Genomic DNA, 19417 nt, shown 5'->3' on the forward strand with positions numbered 1-19417 from the left:
ACTTCATGCGCGAATACAAAGAGCTGTACATCGGCGGTCACTGGGCCGCGCCCTCAAGTGAGCAGCGAGTCGACGTTATCTCGCCACACAGCGAGGAGACGGTGGGTTCAGCCCCGGCAGGCACACCGGATGACATCGACCGCGCCGTCGCTGCGGCGCGCCAGGCATTCGATGAGGGGCCCTGGCCACAACTCGATCCGTCCGAGCGGCTTGCCGCAGTGCAGAGAATCACCGACGCATACAACGCGCGGCAGGCGGAGCTTTCCGAACTGATAAGCTCCGAAATGGGTGCGCCGCTGTGGTTTTCCCAGGTAGGGCAGGTCGGTGCGACGTCGATGGCGCTCGCGGCCTTCCTGAACATCGGGTCGCAGTACCAGTGGGAAGAGCGGCGCACGGGCTTCTTCGGCCAGGACGTGGTCGTTCGTCGCGAACCAGCCGGTGTTGCCGGCCTGATTACGCCGTGGAATGTGCCGCACTTCACGACGATTTCCAAGCTCATTCCTGCGCTTCTCGCAGGGTGCACGGTGGTGCTGAAGCCTTCCGAGGAAGTGCCGCTTTCGGCACTTGCGCTGGCTGAGATAATCGATGAGGCGGGCCTGCCGGAAGGCGTTGTGAGCATTGTCCCTGGGGGCCGCGATACCGGCGAGCATTTGGTGACACACCGCGGCGTCGACAAAATATCCTTCACCGGCTCGCCGTCCGCGGGCAGGCGAATTGCGTCTCTTTGTGGGCAAGACCTGCGGCGCGTCACGCTCGAACTCGGTGCGAAGTCGGCCGCGATAATCCTGGACGACGCGGACCTCGCCATGACGATCGAGCGACTGCCACTCGCATCGCTGCTCAATAGCGGCCAGGCATGCATCGCGCAGACACGGATCCTCGCCTCGCGGCAGCGGTATGACGAGGTTGTGGATGCCGTTACGGCAATGGCGCAAGGGCTTCCGGTAGGGGACCCGCTCGATGCCGCAAACTACATCGGCCCGATGGTGTCACGACGTCAGCAGCAGCGTGTCGACGGCTATATCTCGCTCGGACAAGAAGAAGGGGCCCGCATAACAACCGGCGGAAACGGCATGCCGGACGGGCTTGATCGGGGCTGGTATGTGCGCCCAACGGTGTTCGCGGACGTCGACAACCACATGCGGATTGCTCAGGAAGAGATCTTCGGGCCCGTCCTGGCGGTTATTCCATACGACGACGAGGCGGACGCGATCCGCATCGCAAACGACTCTGCCTACGGCCTTGGAGGGTCCGTATGGACGTCCGACGTCGAGCATGGTGTCGACGTAGCCCGGAAGGTGCGTACAGGAACACTGGGTATCAACCAGTACCTGCTCGATTTCACCTCACCGTTCGGCGGTTACAAGTCGAGTGGCTTCGGGCGTGAGTTCGGCCCAGAAGGCATCGAACCATACATCGAATACAAGTCGATCTCACTTCCGATCGGATAGGTGAACACCGTGGCCGTAACAGTCAGCTGGGATGAGAATGCGGGCCAGCCGCCGGCGCGCGTCGCAGCGCTGCGCTCGATGCGAGCCGTCGACGCGGGCAACAAAGAAGAGTGGCTGGCGCTGTTCGCTGCGAACGCGGTCGTCGAAGACCCGGTTGGACCGTCTGGTTTCGACCCGGCAGCCCAGGGCCACCACGGGCATCGGGGAATCGCGGCGTTCTGGGACACCGCGATCGCGAAGGTTGACCGCTTCGACTTCACTATGCGCGACTCCCACGCATGCGGGAATGAGGTCGCCAACGTCGGCACCATCACGTCGTACTTGCCGGGCGGCTACCGCGTCGACACCGATCTGATCACGGTGTACAAGGTCGACGATGACGGCAAGATCCTGTCGATGCGGGCTTTCTGGGAAGTGGAACGGGCGGCCGCGACCGCGCGGCACGTGTGAGCTGCCCTGAATAGGAACACCCGGCCCGCCTAGCGCGGACCGGGTGAACGCCTGTGAATTTACTGTTCGGAGGCTTCCCGTGCCTCGTCAGCGGCAGCCTGGCCGCGTGCCTTCTCGGCTTCGGCTTCCTTTTGCGCCACCTCGCGCTGGTTTTCGGCCTTGTCCTGTTGAGCCGCACCTTCACGCTGCAGTGAGTCGTTTCCAGTCACCGCGCCCGCGGCTTCCTTCACTTTGCCCTTTACGTCCTCGACGACGCCCTTGACGCCAGATTCTGGGCCGCTGTCCTTATCAGTCACAGTATTCACCATCCTTTCGCCGAGCGAGATACCCGGCACGGACGGTGCTAAACATTCAGCATTCCACGTGATTCACGGCGACGTTGATGGCCAGTCCGCCCATCGACGTCTCCTTGTACTTCGACAGCATGTCCGCCCCAGTTGAACGCATGGTTTCGATCACCTGGTCCAGGCTGACGCGGTGTGTGCCATCGCCCCGCAACGCCATGCGTGCTGCGTTGATTGCCTTGCCCGCAGAGATTGCGTTGCGCTCAATACATGGGATCTGCACGAGCCCAGCGATCGGATCACATGTCAGCCCCAGGCTGTGTTCCATGGCGATCTCAGCCGCATTTTCGACCTGGCGCGGCGAACCGCCAAGAACTTCAGCCAAACCAGCAGCGGCCATGGATGCGGCAGAACCTACCTCACCCTGGCAGCCGACCTCCGCGCCGGAGATCGATGCGCGCTCCTTGTAGAGCGAGCCGATTGCGCCGGCGGTGAGCAAGAAACGAATGGCGGTGTCATCCGCGTCCATACGTCCCGCTGGGGTGTAGTGGACGGCGTAGTGCAGCACTGCGGGAATGATGCCAGCCGCGCCGTTGGTTGGCGCGGTCACGATCCTGCCGCCCGAGGCGTTTTCCTCGTTCACCGCCAGCGCGACGAGGTTCACCCAATCCTCGGCGAACTCGGGCTGCCTGTCCGGGTCCTCCGCGCTGAGCTTCAGGAACCAATCGCGCGCGCGACGACGAACTCTCAGCGTGCCCGGCAGATAGCCGGAACGAGAGATTCCGGTTTCTTCGCACTCGCGCATCACGTCCCTGATGTGCAGCAGCCGTTCGTGAACGTCATGAGCAGAACGCTTTTCGCATTCCGACCGGTGCATGACCTCACTGATAGAGCATTCGAACTGATCGGTTAGCTCGATGAGTTCCTTCGCTGAGGTGAAGGTGAGTCCGCCGACCGCGGGCGGCGGCGGCTGCGACGCTTCCGCTTCGGTGACGACAAATCCGCCCCCGACCGAAAAATACGTTTCCTCGTGGACAACAGTCGCTTCACCCGCAAAAGCGCTGAGCGTCATACCGTTGGGGTGAAACGGCAGCGCTGTCAGCGGGTGAAGAACGATATCGTCTTCGCTCAGTTTCACCTTCTGTGTACCGCCGAGGGTGATGCATCCCGTCGAACGGATCGTCGTGATGCGCTCCTCGAGGTAGTCGGTGGTAATGGTTTCCGGATGGTTGCCTTCCAGCCCGAGCAGCACCGCGGGCATGGTGCCGTGGCCTTTGCCGGTAGCTGCGAGCGATCCGTACAGGTTCACCTGGACGTCAGTGACGTCATCAAGCCGGCCGCGTTCGCGCACCTCCGCGGCGAAGCGGGCAGCTGCCCGCATCGGCCCAACGGTGTGTGAGCTTGACGGTCCGATGCCAACGGAGAAGAGATCGAAGACGCTGACTGTCATCCGTCGTCCCCCTTCGTGAGTATGCGCGCGTACTGCGCAGGCGTGAGGAGCCCATCCATCGAGGACGCCGATGTGGGCAGAATGGCGAACAGCCACCCCTTGTAAAACGGATCATCCATGGCCAGTTGCGGATTCGCTTGCACATCCTGATTGGTAATGGTGACGAGTCCGCTGATCGGCGAACACACAGTGACGACCGCCCCGGACGACATCCGCAGCACGGCACATTCGGTACCGGCACGGACGTCGTCACGGACCCCGGGAAGCTCGACAGCCACGACGTCACCACCAGGCGCGATGGGGATGTCGGTAACACCGGCACGGATCGGGTAGTCAGCAAAGCGCGCACCCGGAGGAAGCGCCAGCCAGCTATGTCCCGGGGTGTAGTGGCGGTCGGTCGGAATCATGTTTGCTCTCATGGAGGTTCCTTTGAACGAGGGAACGTTACTGGCTTCCGAGAGTGAATTCCGCAGCTGCGTCAAGCAGCCAGCTGGCCAGGTAGTGGGCGAACGACGAGCGCACGAGAATCCGGTAATCAGTGCCAGCGTCATCGAGCGCGATGAGGACGACACCTGCCTGGTCCAGCATGGTTTGCACCGCAGAGCCTCTGGTGAAGGCACGCGGATGCAGGTCGATCGAGCACCCCTTCTCCAGGATGTCACGCGCACGCGACCCCTTCAGATGAACTACGGTGCGCTGACCAGAAACATCAGTTGCACTACCGCCGTGCGGTGCCACCGCCGACCGTAAGTCATTCTCTAGCGCCGGAGCCGGTGAGGCGGAAGTGACAAGCCACTCCTCGGGCCCCATCCACACCACGGTCGTCCCTCCGTGTGTGACGCACGTGGAGGGTGTGGTAGGCAGTTCGACGCCGAGTGTGCCGGAGGCGGCGCGCCCGCCCGGACCCGACGGGTCGACCCACAGCGTGGTCATCGTCGTGAACGGCTCTTCCGTGATGCTCACGGCCGGGGCGAGCGCGGAAAAGCGCTCTTCCCAGGCCTCCAGCGGACTAGCCGGGGTGAGAACTCTAGCCATCGCGGCGCGCTCCTTCCGGATCGACAAGAACAGAACTGGTTATCTCGACGGGAACGAGTTGCCCTTCGAGAGGTACGTGGATCACTTCGCCGACGCGCGACCGGCCGCCTTTCACCAGGGCTAGCCCGAACGGACGTCCCAGCGCAGCGCTGTGGTAGCTCGAGGTGACATGTCCGAGCATCGGCACTGGGGGCGGCGGCAGCACACCATCGGAGACCTGCTCGATGAGCTGAGCGCCCTCAGGAATGAACGTCTGCCCATCGATAGGCACCACCCCGACGAGCTGTTTGCGCAGCGGGTTCTGGTTCTCTGCTCGTGAGAACGAGCGCTTTCCGACAAAGTCGCGCTTCTTCTTCGACACCACCCAGGTCATGCCGAGGTCCTGCGGCGTGACGGTACCGTCGGTGTCCTGTCCGACGATGGGGTAGCCCTTTTCGGCCCGCAGCACGTGCATAGTCTCGGTGCCGTAGGGGGTGATGCCATACTGCTCGCCTGCGGTGACGAGCGCTTCCCAGAGCGACAGTGCGTACCACGTGCTGACGTTGACCTCGAAAGCGAGTTCCCCGGAGAAGCTGATGCGTGCCACCCGAACGGGTACGTCACCAAAGTGCGTGTCGCGCCAGGCCATGAACGGGAAGTTTTCGTTGGAAACATCGAGATCCGGGAAGAGGTCGCCGATGAGCGCGCGCGACTTCGGTCCGACAACCGGGAACGTTGCCCAGTGCTCGGTCACAGAGGTCAGGCGGACCCGCAGGTGCGGCCACTCGGTTTGCAGCCACTCCTCCATCCACTCGAGTATCTTCGCGGCACCGCCCGTGGTGGTGAATACGAGGAACCGCTCATCATCGAGTCGCATCACGGTGCCGTCATCGATAACCATGCCATCGACTCCGCACATCACGCCGTAGCGGACCATCCCGACCTTGAGCGTGCTCATCATGTTCGTATAGATGAGATCGAGGAAGGTGCCGGAATCTGGGCCTTGCACGTCGATCTTGCCGAGCGTTGAGCCGTCAAGGATCCCGACATCGCGCCTCGCCGCGGCACACTCGCGCAGAACAGCCTCGTGCATGTCCTCCCCGGGCAGGGGATAGTAGCGGGGCCGCTTCCACTGTCCGACATCTTCGAACACAGCGCCGTGGGAGACATGCCAATCATGCACGGCGGTAACGCGTTCCGGGTCGAACAGGCTACCGCGGCTGCGGCCGGCCAGTGCGGCGAACGCGACCGGCGTGTAGGGCGGACGAAACGTTGTGGTCCCGAGTTCCTGGATCGGCTGCCCTAGTAATTCCGCAGTGATACCTGAAGCGATGATGCCCGACGTCTTGCCTTGATCGTGCGCGGTACCGATAGTGGTGTATCGCTTGACGTGTTCGACCGAATGCAGGCCCGCACCGACTGCCCGTGCCAGATCAGCAACGGTAGCGTCGCGCTGCAGGTCGACAAATTGGGTGTCCTCACGCGCGGTATCGGGGACTCGCCACAGCACGAGCGGCTTCCCGGACGAATTACTCGATGACGCGGAGCCGATTGACTGCAGGCTGTAGGTAAATCCGAGTGAATCGAGCGCTGCGGTCGCAGCGGACTGCCCCTCACGTAAACACGCGCCCAGCGTGAACACACCGTTTGCTGAACCCGATACCGCGAGTCCAGGCACGGCTCCATCCGGCACGAAGGCCCCGAGCGCATCGTCGAATCGCAGTGTGCCGCGAACCTGGCTAAACAGATGCACTGCCGGGTTCCAGCCGCCACTCACCAGCAGGGAGTCACACTCGATTGGGGCAGCGTCGCGTTCGGCACCGCGCGGCGCAACGAGCGCGTGGGTGATTCGTTCATCCCCACGGGTGCCCGTCACCACTGAACCCGCGCGGACGACTATTCCGCGCTTGGCGCACGCGTTGTGCCATTTCTCCGGTGTAATGTCGCGGGCGTCGACAACAGCCTCGATTGTGACCCCGGCGTCGTGCAGATCGATCGCGGCCGCGTACGCGCTGTCGTTTGTTGTGAAGATGACGGCGTTGCGGCCAACGGCGACACCGTAGCGGTGCAGGAATGTCCGTGCACTTCCCGCCAGCATGATTCCGGGGCGGTCGTTGTCACTGAAGACAATTGGGCGCTCGTGCGAGCCGGTCGCCACAATGATGTGGCGAGCTCGGATGCGCCACACCCGCTGACGGCTGAGCGCAGTAGGTGCGGTGAAACCCAGGTGGTCGGTACGCCGCTCGAGCGCGAGGACGAACCCGTCATCGTAGTTACCGAACGCGGTGGTCCGCTGCAGGTGAAGGACCTCCGGGTACGTCGCAAGCTCCGCAGCTGCGGAACGGACCCAGTCAAGGGCTGGCCGGCCATCGATAGTCTCAGGAGAGCCCAGCAGGGACCCGCCCGCTTCACTGTGTTCATCGACAAGGATGACGCGCGCGCCCGAACGGGCGGCAGTCAGTGCAGCAGCGAGACCAGCAGGTCCGGCCCCGACGACGAGGATGTCGGCATGTGCGTGTTTGCTGTCGTACTTTGCGGAGTCGGGGATCTCCGCGAGCCGGCCCTGGCCCGGGACCCCCCGTGCGACCAGACCGTCGAACAACTCAACGGTTGTCGCGAGCAGCATTGGCTCGGGGAACGGCTCCTCTATCTGGACGAGGCCACCGGTGTCTTCCGCCCAAGCGGCGGTAATTCCGCGTGGGCGGCCCAGCTTGATGCTGCTGGTGATGTGGTGGATGCCGTGCGCGAGGAGGGCGGAGGCGATGGTGTCACCGGGGTGCCCGCTCAGTTGCTGGCCGTTAAAGGTGAAGGTGTACTGGGTGCTGCGGTCGATGCGACCGCCCTGTGGGGTGCGAAATGGTGCGCTCACTGGATCGCCGGCCTTTGCTCGTCGAGTCGGTAGACCTTGTGGAATCGGTACGTGGCTGTGTCACGAATTGCGTTGAACCACCGCCGGCATCCGGCGGCGTGGTGCCAGCGTTCCGCGAAGGGGCCTTTCGGATTTGCCCGGAAGAAAACGAAGTGCGCCCATTCCTCGTCGGTAAGCTCCGCTGGGTCCGCAGGGTAGGCGACGTGTGCTTCGCCGCCGTAGTGAAACTCGGTTTCCTCGCGGGCGCCGCACCATGGGCAGGTGATGAGTTGCATGTGCTGCTCCTTGATCCTCAGTGGGCAACCGCGGCTGCGCCGTGCTCGTCGACGAGTGCGCCGGACACGAAGCGGTCGAGACTGAACGGGGCGATGTACGGGTGTGGCTCGTCGTTCGCGATGGTGTCCGCGAAGCACCAGCCGAGACCGGGTGTCGCTTTGAAACCTCCAGTGCCCCAGCCACAGTTGAGGTACACGTTGTCGTACGGGGTGCGCCCAACGATTGGTGAGGCGTCAGGGCAGGTGTCAACGATTCCGGCCCACGTCCGCAGCAGGTGTGCCCGGGCGAATGCCGGGAACAATTCGACCGCGGCAGCCATCTGGCGTTCGATGATGTGGAAGGCGCCGCGCTGACCGTATCCGTTGTAGGAGTCGATACCGGCTCCCATGACCAGTTCGCCCTTGTGTGCCTGCGACACGTAGACGTGAACGTGGTTCGACATGACGACCGTGGGGTGCACCGGTTCGAGGAGTTCGGAAACGAGCGCCTGCAGCGGATGGCTCTGCAGCGGTGTGCGGAAACCCAGCATGTCCGTCAAAGTCGAGGTGTGCCCCGCGGCGCACAGCGCGACCTTTCCGGCGGCTATGTCACCGCGCGTGGTGCGGACACCGACAACTCGGTTGTCTTGCTTGATGAAGCCAGTGACCGTGCAGTTCTGGATGATGTCGATCCCGGCCTCGTCAGCACGGCGGGCAAAACCCCAGGCGACGTAGTCGTGCTTGGCGATGCCCGCACGCGGCTGGTACGTAGCGCCGAGCACGGGGTAGCGAATGTCGCTGGAGATATTGATGATGGGGCACAGCTTCTTCACCTCATCGGGGCCGACCCATTGCGCGTCGATACCGTTGAGCTTGTTCGCCTCCACTCTGCGCACGCTGTCGCGGACATCCTGCAGTGTGTGTGCGAGATTGAGGACGCCGCGCTGGCTGAACAGGATGGGGTAGCCGAGGTCTTCCTCGAGGCCCTCCCACAGTTTCAGGGAGTGCTCGTAAATGCCGGCGCTCTCGTCCCAGAGGTAGTTGGAGCGAATGATTGTCGTGTTGCGCGCCATGTTGCCACCGGCAAGCCAGCCTTTTTCGAGGACGGCGATGTTGGTGATGCCGTGGTTCTTCGCGAGGTAGTGCGCGGTCGCCAAACCGTGTCCGCCACCGCCAACAATGACGACGTCGTACGCCTTCTTCGGTTCTGGGTTGCGCCACAGGAATTCTGGATGGTCGGGCAGGTGGGCGCCGGGGGGCTGAGACGTCATCGGGTTGCCTCCGTGAGGTCGGGGTAGAGCGGGAATTGCGCGGCAAGTGAGCTGACACGGCTTCTGAGACTGTCGAGAGCGTCAGAATCGGTGCCGGGGCGCAGTGCGAGGCTGAGGATGTCGGCAACAGTTGAGAACGCGTCAACGGTGAATCCACGGGTCGCCAGTGCGGGCGTGCCGATACGAACACCCGAACTCACCATGGGTGGTCGCGGATCGAACGGAACAGCATTCCGGTTCACAGTGATACCGACATGGTGGAGGCGGTCCTCGGCTTGCTTGCCGTCGAGTTCGGAGTCACGCAAATCTACGAGAACGAGGTGCACGTCAGTGCCGCCGCTCACCACGTTGAGGCCGGCTGCGCGAGAGTCGTCACGCAGGAGCCTTTCAGCGATGAGTGCGGCGCCTTTGAGGGTGCGCTCCTGACGCTCCCGGAACTCAGGCTGCGCGGCGAGTTTGAATGAAACGGCCTTCGCGGCGATCACATGTTCAAGCGGTCCGCCCTGCTGGCCGGGGAAGACCGACGAGTTGAACTTCTTCGCCAGGTCCTTGTCGTTGGTGAGGATCACGCCACCGCGCGGGCCGCCCAAAGTCTTGTGTGTGGTTGACGTGACGACATGCGCATGCGGCACGGGAGACGGATGCAGTCCGGCCGCGACGAGCCCGGCGAAGTGGGCCATATCGACCATCAGGTAGGCGCCCACCTCGTCGGCGATCCGGCGGAATGCCGCGAAATCAAGCTGTCGCGGATACGCGGACCAGCCCGCAAGGATGAGCTTAGGCCGGTGTTCGCGGGCGAGCCGCTCCACTTCCTCCATGTCGATGACGTGGGTGTCTTCGCGCACGTGGTAGGCCGCCACGTTGTAGAGCTTGCCCGAGAAGTTGAGCTTCATCCCGTGTGTCAGGTGGCCGCCGTGGGCAAGTGCGAGACCAAGGATTGTGTCGCCCGGCTCGAGGAGTGCGGACATAGCCGCCGCATTGGCCTGTGCTCCGGAATGGGGCTGGACGTTGGCGTACTCCGCACCGAACAGCGACTTCAAGCGGTCTATAGCGAGTTGTTCGATCACATCGACGTGTTCACATCCGCCGTAATAGCGGCGGCCGGGATAGCCCTCCGCGTATTTATTGGTGAGGACCGAACCTTGCGCCTGCATTACGGCGAAGGGCGCGAAGTTCTCGCTCGCAATCATTTCGAGTGTGTCCTGCTGCCGCCGAAGCTCGGCAGATATCGCTTGGTGCACATCGGGATCTAGAGCGGCAAGGGGATGGCTAAGCGTTGGGTTAGTAATCGCTTGGGTGAGTTCGTCAGTCTGCACAGTCATTGGTCGCCCCTCTGAAGGATCAGGAACGAAGATACTGATATATCAACGTTGTTGTAGAGTAAGGTTAGTGCGAGACTTAGGTCAAGACCCCGGACGAGAGCGGAGACAAAAATGGCACAGCCGGCACTCCTGGATACCTTGCCCGCTGTCGGCACTCATGCTGACCGTGCCTACGAGCTGGTGCGTGAGCGTCTCATCATGCTGGATATCCGGCCGGGCGAGCCCATCAATGATGATCGCCTCGCCGACGAATTTGGATTCGGCCGTACGCCCGTCCGCGAGGCGCTCAAGCGTCTCGAGAGGGAACGGCTCGTCGTTGCGTATCCGCGTCGCGGCACATTCGCCACCGGAGTGGATATGACGGATCTGTCCGACATATCAGAGATCCGCAAACAGCTCGAGCCGACAGCGGCGGCACGAGCGGCACGGTCGGCTTCGGCAGAAACCCGTGCACGGCTCTCTGCGCTCGCTGACGAAATCAGCCAGATCAGGCCGGGGGAGGACTCGCGTGAGGTCCTGCGCAAAGACATCCGTGTCCACCGCGAAATCTATCGAGCCGCCGGAAATCCCTACCTCGAAGACATACTCGTGAGTCTCGACTCCCATGCCACCCGAATCTGGTGTCTCTTTCTCGACCGGCTGCCGGATGTCGCTAGCCATGTCGTCGAGCATGTTGCGCTACTGCACGCAATCGCAGATGGTGACGCAGAAACAGCGGAGAGATTGACGTTGTCGCACGTCTCGGGGTTCGAGACTGCGATTCGGGGCTTGCTGTAAGACGGCAACTGCCGACCTGGCAACCCCCTCCGCCTGTGGGACCTAATCCTTGCCCAGGCCGGACACCAGCGCCGCCCGCGACAGAGGATCGCCGCCGTCCACGATCAGAATTCCTGACGGCTTCAGGGCGGCGCAGATCCTTGCCAGCGCCCGATCGGCGAGTTCGGGGTGCCGTCCGTCAAGCGCGCCCACTCGTACCGCAAATGCAAGATCGAAACGCTGCTCATCTTCTGCCAAGTCGAACACTTCGATTGCGGCCTGACGATAGCTCAGCGTGCCCGCGGCGATCCCCGGTTGAGATCGCCCGATCGTACGGGCAATCGCTCTGGGGGATCGATCGATTGCCAGCACGCTAACGCCTTCACTGCGTCGTGCGATCTCCCGGGCTGCCGCACCGGTTCCACAGCCTATCTCCAGCACTCGCATGCCTGGGCTCAGTGGCAGTGCGTCTACGATTTCGCGAAGCCGGGGTGAAAGTGTCGCACCCATACAATCGACGGTAACCGCACGATTGAGGTGCCAGAAGAGTCTTCGTCACAAACAGCACGAACGGCGTGTACACGGCCATGGTGACGGTGATGCCGGTCAGGCCGGTGTGCACGTCAATCATCTGCCCGATCGCTGCGGGATCCACGGAGTGGTCATTGCGCGGCACAAAGCGATCGCAGCGGATCTCGGCATCACCATCTACTTCTGTGAGCCCACTCTCCCTGGCAGCGCGGCAGCAACGAGAACGCGAACGGAATACTTCGCCAGTACTTTCCGAAAGGCACCGATCTCGGTATCTACACCGACGAGCACCTCCGCTCCGTCGAAGACGAGATCAATTCCCGACCCAGACTCATCCTCGATAACCGCACCCCGGCAGAAATTTTCGGTGCTCTGATAGCCTCTCGAAATCCACTCTTGTTGCGACGTTGACTGGAACCCGCCCCGTCACAACCGGCCCAAATATCGGACCGTCGTCAGCAATGGGAAATTGACTTATGTCACGCTTCTGCTAAGCGTTCAGCGGCTCCAAGACACCGAGCGGTATCTTGCGCGAGGTCATCGCGTCATACGTATCGAAATGCCGATAGTTCTTGGTCAAGAGACCCCAGTACCGTTCACGTTCGGATTCGGACACTTCGCGAAATCGAACAGCAATCTGCCTGTTGTCGATCGTGGCTATCGCCTCGCCCGCTTCGCGCAGGTTCAAGTACCAGGCCGGAAGCTTCGGGTTGCCGCCGTTGGATCCGGCGACGACGAGGTCGTCACCGTCCCTGGTCAGGATCAACATGACGGTTCTCGGCGCCCCCGTCCTCCGTCCTCGAACAGTGAGCGCGAATACCGGGGCGGGGAAATACAAGTCGAACAATCGCCCGAGCGGCTTTCCGTAAGAGCGGGCATGGACCCTCGTGAAGGCGGACATGAAACCCTCGGCATATGTCGTGAGCACATGGTTGAACATGCCGACGAGGGTTTTCTGACGTGGTCTCATGTCATTGCTGGGCATGACCTGATGGTGGACGTAGATCCCTGCAACCACTGCACGTAGTCGCGGTCGAATTCGATGGACTATTCACCTCGGCGATTCCCTCATCGGCGGAATTAATCAAATTCGGCTACGCTTGCCCCGCCTGGACGTTTGGCACCTTCTCAATGCGGGCGGGCACGGTCTTGTGCCAGGGATTACCCCAGAATTTGTCTCGGCGAGCGAGTGTGGTGAGCGTGTTCGGGGGAACTCCAACGGTCGTCTCAACGCCGTCGTCGTCCGGGTGAATGACACCCATGCCGTTGGGCAACGAGACGTGACCCTCCTGCATGATGTCACTCACCTCCACGACTGCTGGCGCTGAACCCGATTCGGTGGTGATTCGGACGCGGTCCCCTTCGACGATTCCGAGGCGTTCGGCATCCTCGGGCGCCATACGCAGAGCGCCTTCTCTGTCACGCCGACGCCAGTCGGGATCGCGAATGATGACGTTGGCGGTAAACGATCGACGTTCGCCCGCTGACAGAACAAATGGAAATTCGTCGGAAGTGTAGTTCGGCTCCACGGCGTCGATAAGCGCGAGTTCCTCGATCAACTCCGGGATGGCCATGTGAATCTTTCCATCGGCGTGCTGGATGTAACCCCAGGCATCCTCGTAGCGGTCTTCAGCAAACGTCACACCTTCGCGGCGCGCCACAATTGCCTCAAACAATTGCTCACCTTGAGCGAATCCGCGTTCTGTGAAACCTGCACGAGCCACTGCGTCCGGGTTGCCGATGACGCATACATGTGCAAGGGCCCAAATCAGGGCAAGTGATTTCTGTCCGGCTGACATCACCGATCCGAGGCTTCGATACAGCAGGTAGGGGGTCAGCCCCGCAAGCTCGGGTTGCCTGCCGATGGTGGCGAAAAAGGTGAGCGCAAAAGCGCTTCTTCCTGCCTTGGCAGCAGCGGTCAAGTCCTCCACCAGTTGCTCGTCCACGACGCCTAGACGGTCGAGTACCGCCGCATAGATCTCGGGCTCGGAGCGAGTGCCCGGCAGTGGCTCGATGATCGGATGGCGCAGCTGGAAGTTGTTGTGTGGGAAATGCAACGTGAACAGTGACGCCTCGTACTTCTCGAACTGACTTGACGCCGGCAAGACATAATCGGCCTCGCGGGCTGTCTCAGTGAAGGCGACATCGACGACGACCGTGAGCTCAAGTGCCCGCATGGCCTGCCGAAACCTCGCCGACTCGGCGAGAGAATGTACCGGGTTGGATGCGTCTACCCACATTGCGCGGAACCGAGATGGATGATCGGTGAGAATCTCTTCGGTAATGGAATTGCACGGAATCAGGCCGCTGATGACTCTAGCTCCGGTTACCGGTGTCATTGTCGGTGCGGTGTTTCCGCTGAGCACGTCGACGATGGTCCGTGCGATATCGACCGATATCGCGGAGTAGAAGGCGGCCACAACGTGGTCAGCCACGCTAGCCGACAACCGGCCGCCAGCAGGTAATCGCGTCGCCGTCGCAGTCGTCCGACGCAGAGCCGGTGTCCCCCATCGCATCGCGGCTTGTCCGATCATGCGCCGCGCGCCTGCCGTCCGTGGGCCGGGATCTTGGCTCTGGACATTGTGCCAGCGCCCCGCGATAGGGAAGACCCACGAATGGATATGCACGCCCCCGGGCTTGGCGAAGTTGCCGGTAAGGATCCACATCAGCTTATTCAGGTACGCGACAAGCGTGCTGTTCGGGGATTGCTGCACGCCCAGGTCCTCGTAGGTCGCCGCGCTTTCGGCCGCTGCGATTCGCCGCGCGGCTGCTCGAATCTGAGTCTCGGGTACGCCACAACGTTTCGCATATTGCGCGATGTCGATCCTGCCCAGCATCTCCAGCACCGCGGCACTACCAGTGGTGTGGTGATTCAGGAAGGCGTGATTCACAAGATCTTCTTGCACGAGCGTCGCCACTATTGCACCGACGCACCACGCATCGGTACCAGGCTTCAGTTGCAAGTGGTAGTCCGCGAGTTCGGCCGTTTCGGACCTCCGCGGATCAATGACAATGATCGAACGATCCGGGTCCCGAGCCAGCTCGCGCAGAGTGGCCCGTGCTCGAGTAACCCCGTGCGATTGCCACGGATTCTTGCCGATGAAAATGGCAACTTCGGTGCGCTCGAAATCTCCTGAGGTATGCCCACCGTAAAGCTCCTGGTCAACCCAGCCCTCGCTCGTTTTCTCCTGTGCGAGAGGATTGGACATGTACTTGGCGCCAAGCCCGTGAAAGAGGGCGCGACCGTACGCTCCGCCGAGGTGATTCCCCTGACCGCCGCCACCCTGGTAGAAGATCTTGTCACCGCCATGCCGGCGTTTAATGTCAGCTAACTTCGCCGCGATCTCATCGAGTGCGGTTTCCCAATCGATTTCTTCGTAAGTGCCGTCCTTGCGCCGACGCAGGGGACTCGTCAGTCGAGTCGACGTGCTTTGATACTTATCGAGGCGGAGCGGCTTTTCGCACGTGTAGCCCGCCGAACCCGGGTGGTCCTTATCGCCGCGGATCTTGGCCAAACTCCGACCATTCACCTCGACCTCTAGTCCGCAATTGCACTCGCACAGGATGCACGCGGTCTTCTGCCAATTCGGCGCGGCCTGTGCCTCACCGGCAATGGTGGTTTCCGGGACGTTCTCCGGGCGCATGGCGCGCCTCCTTCCATGGGCGGTTTGGAATCAGCCGCACGCCGTGGACGTCATTAACGATCGGCCATACACCGGAACCTAACCTGGACGGCGTGTCCAATCAAGGGTTGTATGGGACAATGTGTCCCATACAACCAGAATGCAGTTGGTGTCGCGCTACCGACGGCTTGCTGATGCTGGACATCGACATGACCTAATGACAGGCGTGGCTGCGTGGCCCGTACCTGCGCCCAAGCAGGGCAGACTGGTGTCGGTGTGCCTGGCCTTTGAAATGTCTGCTCGTCAGCCCGTGCGGCATACATTGGGTTGTGACGTCCGATCGCCCCCGGGCAAGCTAAGCCGCGCCGTCGGCTGCCCCGGCTCAGCGCCGCACAGCCGATGCTGCTTAGCCGAGCAATCCCAGAACTCCGTCGACTCCGCCTGATCGGCAAGTCTCCGGACGACATCGCGGTGCGTGCGGTGTGGCCGCTGTTCGTTGCGACGGACATGGTAAAAGGGCTGGACACCGGGAGCACCGGGCATTGGGTATTTCGCTGACCGCCGAGGATGTCGCCGATTCGATTCTGAGGATCGCAGAAAGCCGATCCTCGCTGATCCCACGGGGCCCGCATTATCCGGTTGGCTGGCAATCGACTGCGTTTATGGCGGTCGCGGATCTCGTGCCGTGGTGGATCCTGCGGCAGATCAACCGTGTCACCTCTGGTCACTAGGCCGCAGGGCGGCCCCCTCTGCCCGGAAAGTGCGACGTGCTGGTGCTCGATACCACTCGCGAAGAAGGCGACTACCTCGGCGGGGCAAGGTCGGAAGGGCTTGACCTGCCAGTCGTCGAACGTGACCGTCTATGATCGAACGGTGTCTTCATCGGAATTAAAGCGAAAAACTGTGCGCGGGTTGATATATGTCCGATGAAAAGCGATCATTTAGTCCATTTCGAACTATTTCCCTCAGGTCGAAAATTCTGGTCGCTGCCCTGTGCGTCATAGCGCTATTTGCTGCCGCCGGAGCGGCCGTTGCGCACGCCATCGCCGATCGCAAAGCTGAAGAGTATTTCGAACACCAAGCTGAATTTATTGAGTTGATCAACGACAACGTGCGCGATCCGTCTGGTCTCGAGAACGCGGTCGAAACGGTCCCGACACTCGAGAGTGTTGCCGCGAGTCGCATGTTCAGCAAGCAATTCCGCGTCGCGGAAGCGCAGTCCCTTGCGCTTAACATCTACACGGAACTACTGCGCGAAGTACTCATCTCGTTCCGAAGCCCATCGCAAGAAGAATCCCTCGTTCAACCACTCACCGCACGCGCGTCCGCGTTTCGCGGCTCGATCAACGATGCGTATTCAGAGGTGTTCAGACGTGTCGGCATCCGCGCATTGAAAATCGAGGAAGACTTCGAGTCGGCGCGTTCTACTGCTATCGAGTTCCACGCCCGAGCGCTGTCGGATGCGCGCGCGCACAAGACTGACATCGCGGACCTGACTGCCGACAATGAGTTCATGCGGTCTCGCGTGGCGTTTTACCACGCGCAGGTCGATGGCTTCATCGATGCACAGGCTCGTGCTCTCGAGGCGGCCGAAGAATCGTCGACGATGGGCGCACTTTACCGGACATATGCCCTCAACGAGCGTGCTTACCAATCAGCCAGGGAACGGTTGAACTACGGCATCCGAGTCCTGGAACAAGGGCACTATGACATCGGGTTTTACGTCCGAGCGCTGATCCGCAGCATCGGGAGCGTCCCGGCGATGGACAGTCTGAGTGCGGACCAGGTGCGTATCGCCGTCATGGCCGGACACTACGGAGATATGGGACGCGAAGTGTTGGCAAACCCGCCTACCGATCAGGACCAAACCGGGGTGGCCCACATTGCCCTGGCACGCTACTTTCTCCAACGTTTCGTCGACGAAATCGATCGTTCCGATGCGTCCGAACGTGCAAAAGAGTCCTACGCCGAACGCGCCGAAAGGGCGCTTCACGCATTGAGTCTGCTACCCGACGCCGTTATTGACGGTCGTCAGACCGGGACGGGCGCTGTTCCGGTAAGGGCCTCGGCGCTCCGCGACGGTGCGTACGACGTGTGGACAACCTCGAACTACCCCCACCCGGGACTAGACTTGACCAGAGATGAGCGCTCCGTCGCGTGGGACGCTGCGGAGTATGACGAGGCGTTGCAATTCTTCGAAGATCAATCAAGCGAGCTCATGCCTCGCGACGATCAGTTCAAGAATTCGGCACAAGCTTACGTCGAGGCGATGCGAGTGTGTATCGCCGCCGACCTGAAGTACATCCGCGGTTTGGAAACGAACTTCCGAGAGTCAGGTGACGACCCTGCTTCCACTGCCCGCAGCAGAGAGAAAATCTGGGAGGTCAGCTTGACGCACGCGGAGGAAAGCCGTGCGTGCCGTCAAGACATCGACAGGGAATCCGAGGTTTTGACCGATCTCGCGGCAGATACTCGCAAGCTCTACGAGAACGCCGCGAATCGCTTCGCGCAAATCTATCGCTGAAGCAAACATCCGCAGTACGCAGGACTGTGCACATCTCCTCGACCCCGAGCCGAGTCCGCCGGCGTCTGTGAACAAGCCAAGAAGGTGCTGAATCTTCCACGCTAGGGTCACTTTGGGTCACGTCCGGACCTGCTCACTATTGATCCTGCACCAACGTCCGTATTGTCGGCGACGACGGTCGTCGTCGCTGCCGGGCCCGCTATAGCGATCGCCAACGCGAAACTCACCTACAACCAACGGCCGCGTTGAGCCCGCACTTCCGTGAGGTTCTCGTCCTTGAAAAGGACACGCTGCCGACCGAGCCCGCGGCGCGCTCCGGCGTCGGGGACACGACCTTTCGTGATCTGGTGATCAGCCGGATCGTGGACCCGACATCGCTGCTGGACACGGGTCGGGTCTTGACCGGCCTCGACAGCATCCGGTGAACGAGCGGACGATGCGGCGAACCCTCGACCGCGCTCAGCAGCGGGGCTACCGCGACCTGATACTCGACGCGCTGGGGTGGCTCCGAGGCAGGCACTAACCTGATTGTCCGGACTCAGGTGGTTCGCCCACGACGCGACGAGAGCATAGGACTTCTCGGAAACCCACGCGCGCTGGCTGGAGACTGCAATCGCACACGCTGTGGGGCAGCCGACACGCGACATGATTCCAGCGCGAGAAGTGGGGACATCACTGGCCGGTGACACAAGGTCAGCTGGCAGTGGCAACGACGGCAGGGCCACAAGGTCCGGAGGTCCCGTACCTTGTGGCCCCCGCATTTCGTCAGTTGAACACGACTGTCCGGTGTCCGTCGAGCAGCACCCGATGTTCACAGTGCCAGCGCACTGCCCGCGAGAGAGCGAGAGCCTCAGCGTCTTGACCGATCGTCGCAAGGCGCACCGGCGCATATGAGTGATCGATCCTGATCACCTCTTGCTCGATGATCGGGCCCTCATCCAAGTCGGGCGTCACGTAATGTGCGGTTGCCCCAACGAGTTTCACGCCGCGATCATATGCCTGGTGATATGGCTTTCCGCCCTTGAAGCCGGGAAGAAACGAATGGTGAATATTGATAGCGCGGCCGTGGAGCGCATTGCAGGCGTCGTCGGAGAGAACCTGCATGTAGCGAGCGAGCACCACGAGATCGGCTTGATACTCGTCGACAAGCCGGAGCAGCTCTGCCTCGGCTTCCGGCTTGGTAGCAGCCGTGACGGGAACGTGGATGAACGGAAGTCCCGCGGCTTCGGCCATCGGGCGCAAATCCGGGTGGTTAGACACCACAGCGACAAGTTCGCCGCCGAGCGTTCCCGCGCGCCAGCGGAAAATCAAGTCGTTGAGGCAGTGTCCCATCCGCGACACCATCACGAGAACGCGCGGCGCGTCGTCGGCGTGGAATTGGTACTCCATGCCGAATGCGTCCGCTGTCTCCGCAAAGGCCTCCGTGAGCGCTTCAGCGGTGGTGTCGTCCGTGGTGACGAACGAGGTTCTCAAGAAGAACGCCCGGTTTGGGTTGTCATCGAACTGTTTGTGTTCGGTGATATCGCAGTTGTGCTGGAACAGGAAGGCGCTGACAGCCCGGATGATGCCGGGTCGATCGGTACAGCGCAGTGTCAGGGTGAACGTGTGGGACATGTGA

General features: G+C 61.8%; 18 protein-coding genes and 1 pseudogene. 7 read left to right on the forward strand and 12 right to left on the reverse strand.

What is annotated here, in order from left to right; translation table 11 throughout:
• The first annotated feature begins 5 nt into the window (after positions 1-5).
• A complete protein-coding gene (locus tag ONR57_RS20650; protein WP_265125593.1) occupies positions 6-1451 on the forward strand; it encodes an aldehyde dehydrogenase in 1446 nt (481 codons plus the stop codon).
• 9 nt (positions 1452-1460) lie between these two features.
• On the forward strand, positions 1461-1901 hold the full coding sequence (locus ONR57_RS20655; RefSeq protein WP_265125594.1) for a nuclear transport factor 2 family protein: 441 nt from the start codon (positions 1461-1463) through the stop codon (positions 1899-1901).
• Positions 1902-1960: 59 nt separating this feature from the next.
• Here ONR57_RS20655 and ONR57_RS20660 read toward each other — a convergent pair whose 3' ends face one another.
• From ONR57_RS20660 to glyA, 8 genes are read right to left on the reverse strand one after another with little or no spacing between them, the layout of a single operon-like run.
• Positions 1961-2209, reverse strand: coding sequence for a CsbD family protein (locus tag ONR57_RS20660; RefSeq protein ID WP_265125595.1), 249 nt, complete (start codon positions 2207-2209; stop codon positions 1961-1963).
• Positions 2210-2252: 43 nt separating this feature from the next.
• Positions 2253-3635 (reverse strand): L-serine ammonia-lyase, encoded by a 1383-nt coding sequence (locus ONR57_RS20665; protein WP_265125596.1) that lies wholly within the window; start codon positions 3633-3635, stop codon positions 2253-2255.
• Positions 3632-4054, reverse strand: coding sequence for a glycine cleavage system protein H (locus ONR57_RS20670; RefSeq protein ID WP_265125597.1), 423 nt, complete (start codon positions 4052-4054; stop codon positions 3632-3634). Before ONR57_RS20670 ends, ONR57_RS20665 begins: the two co-directional genes overlap by 4 nt.
• 25 nt (positions 4055-4079) lie before the next feature.
• Positions 4080-4670: a sarcosine oxidase subunit gamma gene (locus ONR57_RS20675; RefSeq protein WP_265125598.1), complete on the reverse strand. Its 591-nt coding sequence runs from the start codon at positions 4668-4670 to the stop codon at positions 4080-4082.
• Positions 4663-7518 carry a 2Fe-2S iron-sulfur cluster-binding protein gene (locus ONR57_RS20680; RefSeq protein ID WP_265125599.1) on the reverse strand — a complete coding sequence of 952 codons (2856 nt, stop codon included), beginning with the start codon at positions 7516-7518 and terminating at the stop codon, positions 4663-4665. The genes ONR57_RS20675 and ONR57_RS20680 overlap by 8 nt, the downstream gene beginning before the upstream one ends.
• A complete protein-coding gene (locus tag ONR57_RS20685; protein WP_265125600.1) occupies positions 7515-7793 on the reverse strand; it encodes a sarcosine oxidase subunit delta in 279 nt (92 codons plus the stop codon). Before ONR57_RS20685 ends, ONR57_RS20680 begins: the two co-directional genes overlap by 4 nt.
• A 17-nt stretch (positions 7794-7810) precedes the next feature.
• Complete coding sequence (locus ONR57_RS20690) at positions 7811-9043, reverse strand: sarcosine oxidase subunit beta family protein (RefSeq protein ID WP_265125601.1); 1233 nt, start codon at positions 9041-9043, stop codon at positions 7811-7813.
• Entirely contained in the window at positions 9040-10365 is a 1326-nt protein-coding gene (gene glyA, locus ONR57_RS20695; RefSeq protein WP_265125602.1) for a serine hydroxymethyltransferase, read from the reverse strand. The genes ONR57_RS20690 and glyA overlap by 4 nt, the downstream gene beginning before the upstream one ends.
• A gap of 111 nt (positions 10366-10476) precedes the next feature.
• Between glyA and ONR57_RS20700 the strand changes: the two genes are divergently transcribed.
• Positions 10477-11142, forward strand: a complete 666-nt coding sequence (locus tag ONR57_RS20700; protein ID WP_265125603.1) for a GntR family transcriptional regulator — start codon at positions 10477-10479, stop codon at positions 11140-11142.
• 42 nt (positions 11143-11184) lie between these two features.
• Here the strand turns inward: ONR57_RS20700 and ONR57_RS20705 are convergent, their stop codons facing one another.
• The gene (locus ONR57_RS20705; protein WP_265125604.1) at positions 11185-11631 is read right to left on the reverse strand and encodes a cyclopropane-fatty-acyl-phospholipid synthase family protein; all 447 of its coding nucleotides are present in this window, start codon (positions 11629-11631) and stop codon (positions 11185-11187) included.
• 145 nt (positions 11632-11776) lie between these two features.
• On the opposite strand from ONR57_RS20705, the pseudogene ONR57_RS20710 reads away from it, so the two are divergent.
• Positions 11777-12063 (forward strand): annotated as a pseudogene (locus ONR57_RS20710) (IS30 family transposase); the annotation flags it as partial.
• A gap of 79 nt (positions 12064-12142) precedes the next feature.
• On the opposite strand, the gene ONR57_RS20715 reads toward ONR57_RS20710, so the two are convergent.
• The gene (locus tag ONR57_RS20715; protein ID WP_265125605.1) at positions 12143-12637 is read right to left on the reverse strand and encodes a nitroreductase family deazaflavin-dependent oxidoreductase; all 495 of its coding nucleotides are present in this window, start codon (positions 12635-12637) and stop codon (positions 12143-12145) included.
• Positions 12638-12746: 109 nt separating this feature from the next.
• Positions 12747-15296, reverse strand: a complete 2550-nt coding sequence (locus ONR57_RS20720) for a molybdopterin-dependent oxidoreductase (protein ID WP_265125606.1) — start codon at positions 15294-15296, stop codon at positions 12747-12749.
• 521 nt (positions 15297-15817) lie between these two features.
• Between ONR57_RS20720 and ONR57_RS20725 the strand changes: the two genes are divergently transcribed.
• From ONR57_RS20725 to ONR57_RS20735, 3 genes are all read left to right on the forward strand, one after another.
• Entirely contained in the window at positions 15818-16006 is a 189-nt protein-coding gene (locus tag ONR57_RS20725; protein WP_265125607.1) for a hypothetical protein, read from the forward strand.
• A gap of 188 nt (positions 16007-16194) precedes the next feature.
• Positions 16195-17799 carry a hypothetical protein gene (locus ONR57_RS20730; protein ID WP_265125608.1) on the forward strand — a complete coding sequence of 535 codons (1605 nt, stop codon included), beginning with the start codon at positions 16195-16197 and terminating at the stop codon, positions 17797-17799.
• Positions 17800-18044: 245 nt separating this feature from the next.
• Complete coding sequence (locus ONR57_RS20735) at positions 18045-18224, forward strand: hypothetical protein (RefSeq protein ID WP_265125609.1); 180 nt, start codon at positions 18045-18047, stop codon at positions 18222-18224.
• 340 nt (positions 18225-18564) lie between these two features.
• Here the strand turns inward: ONR57_RS20735 and purU are convergent, their stop codons facing one another.
• A complete protein-coding gene (gene purU / locus ONR57_RS20740) occupies positions 18565-19413 on the reverse strand; it encodes a formyltetrahydrofolate deformylase (protein WP_265125610.1) in 849 nt (282 codons plus the stop codon).
• Positions 19414-19417 lie beyond the last annotated feature (4 nt).

Source organism: Hoyosella sp. YIM 151337 (assembly GCF_026041215.1).
GTDB lineage: Bacteria > Actinomycetota > Actinomycetes > Mycobacteriales > Mycobacteriaceae > Hoyosella.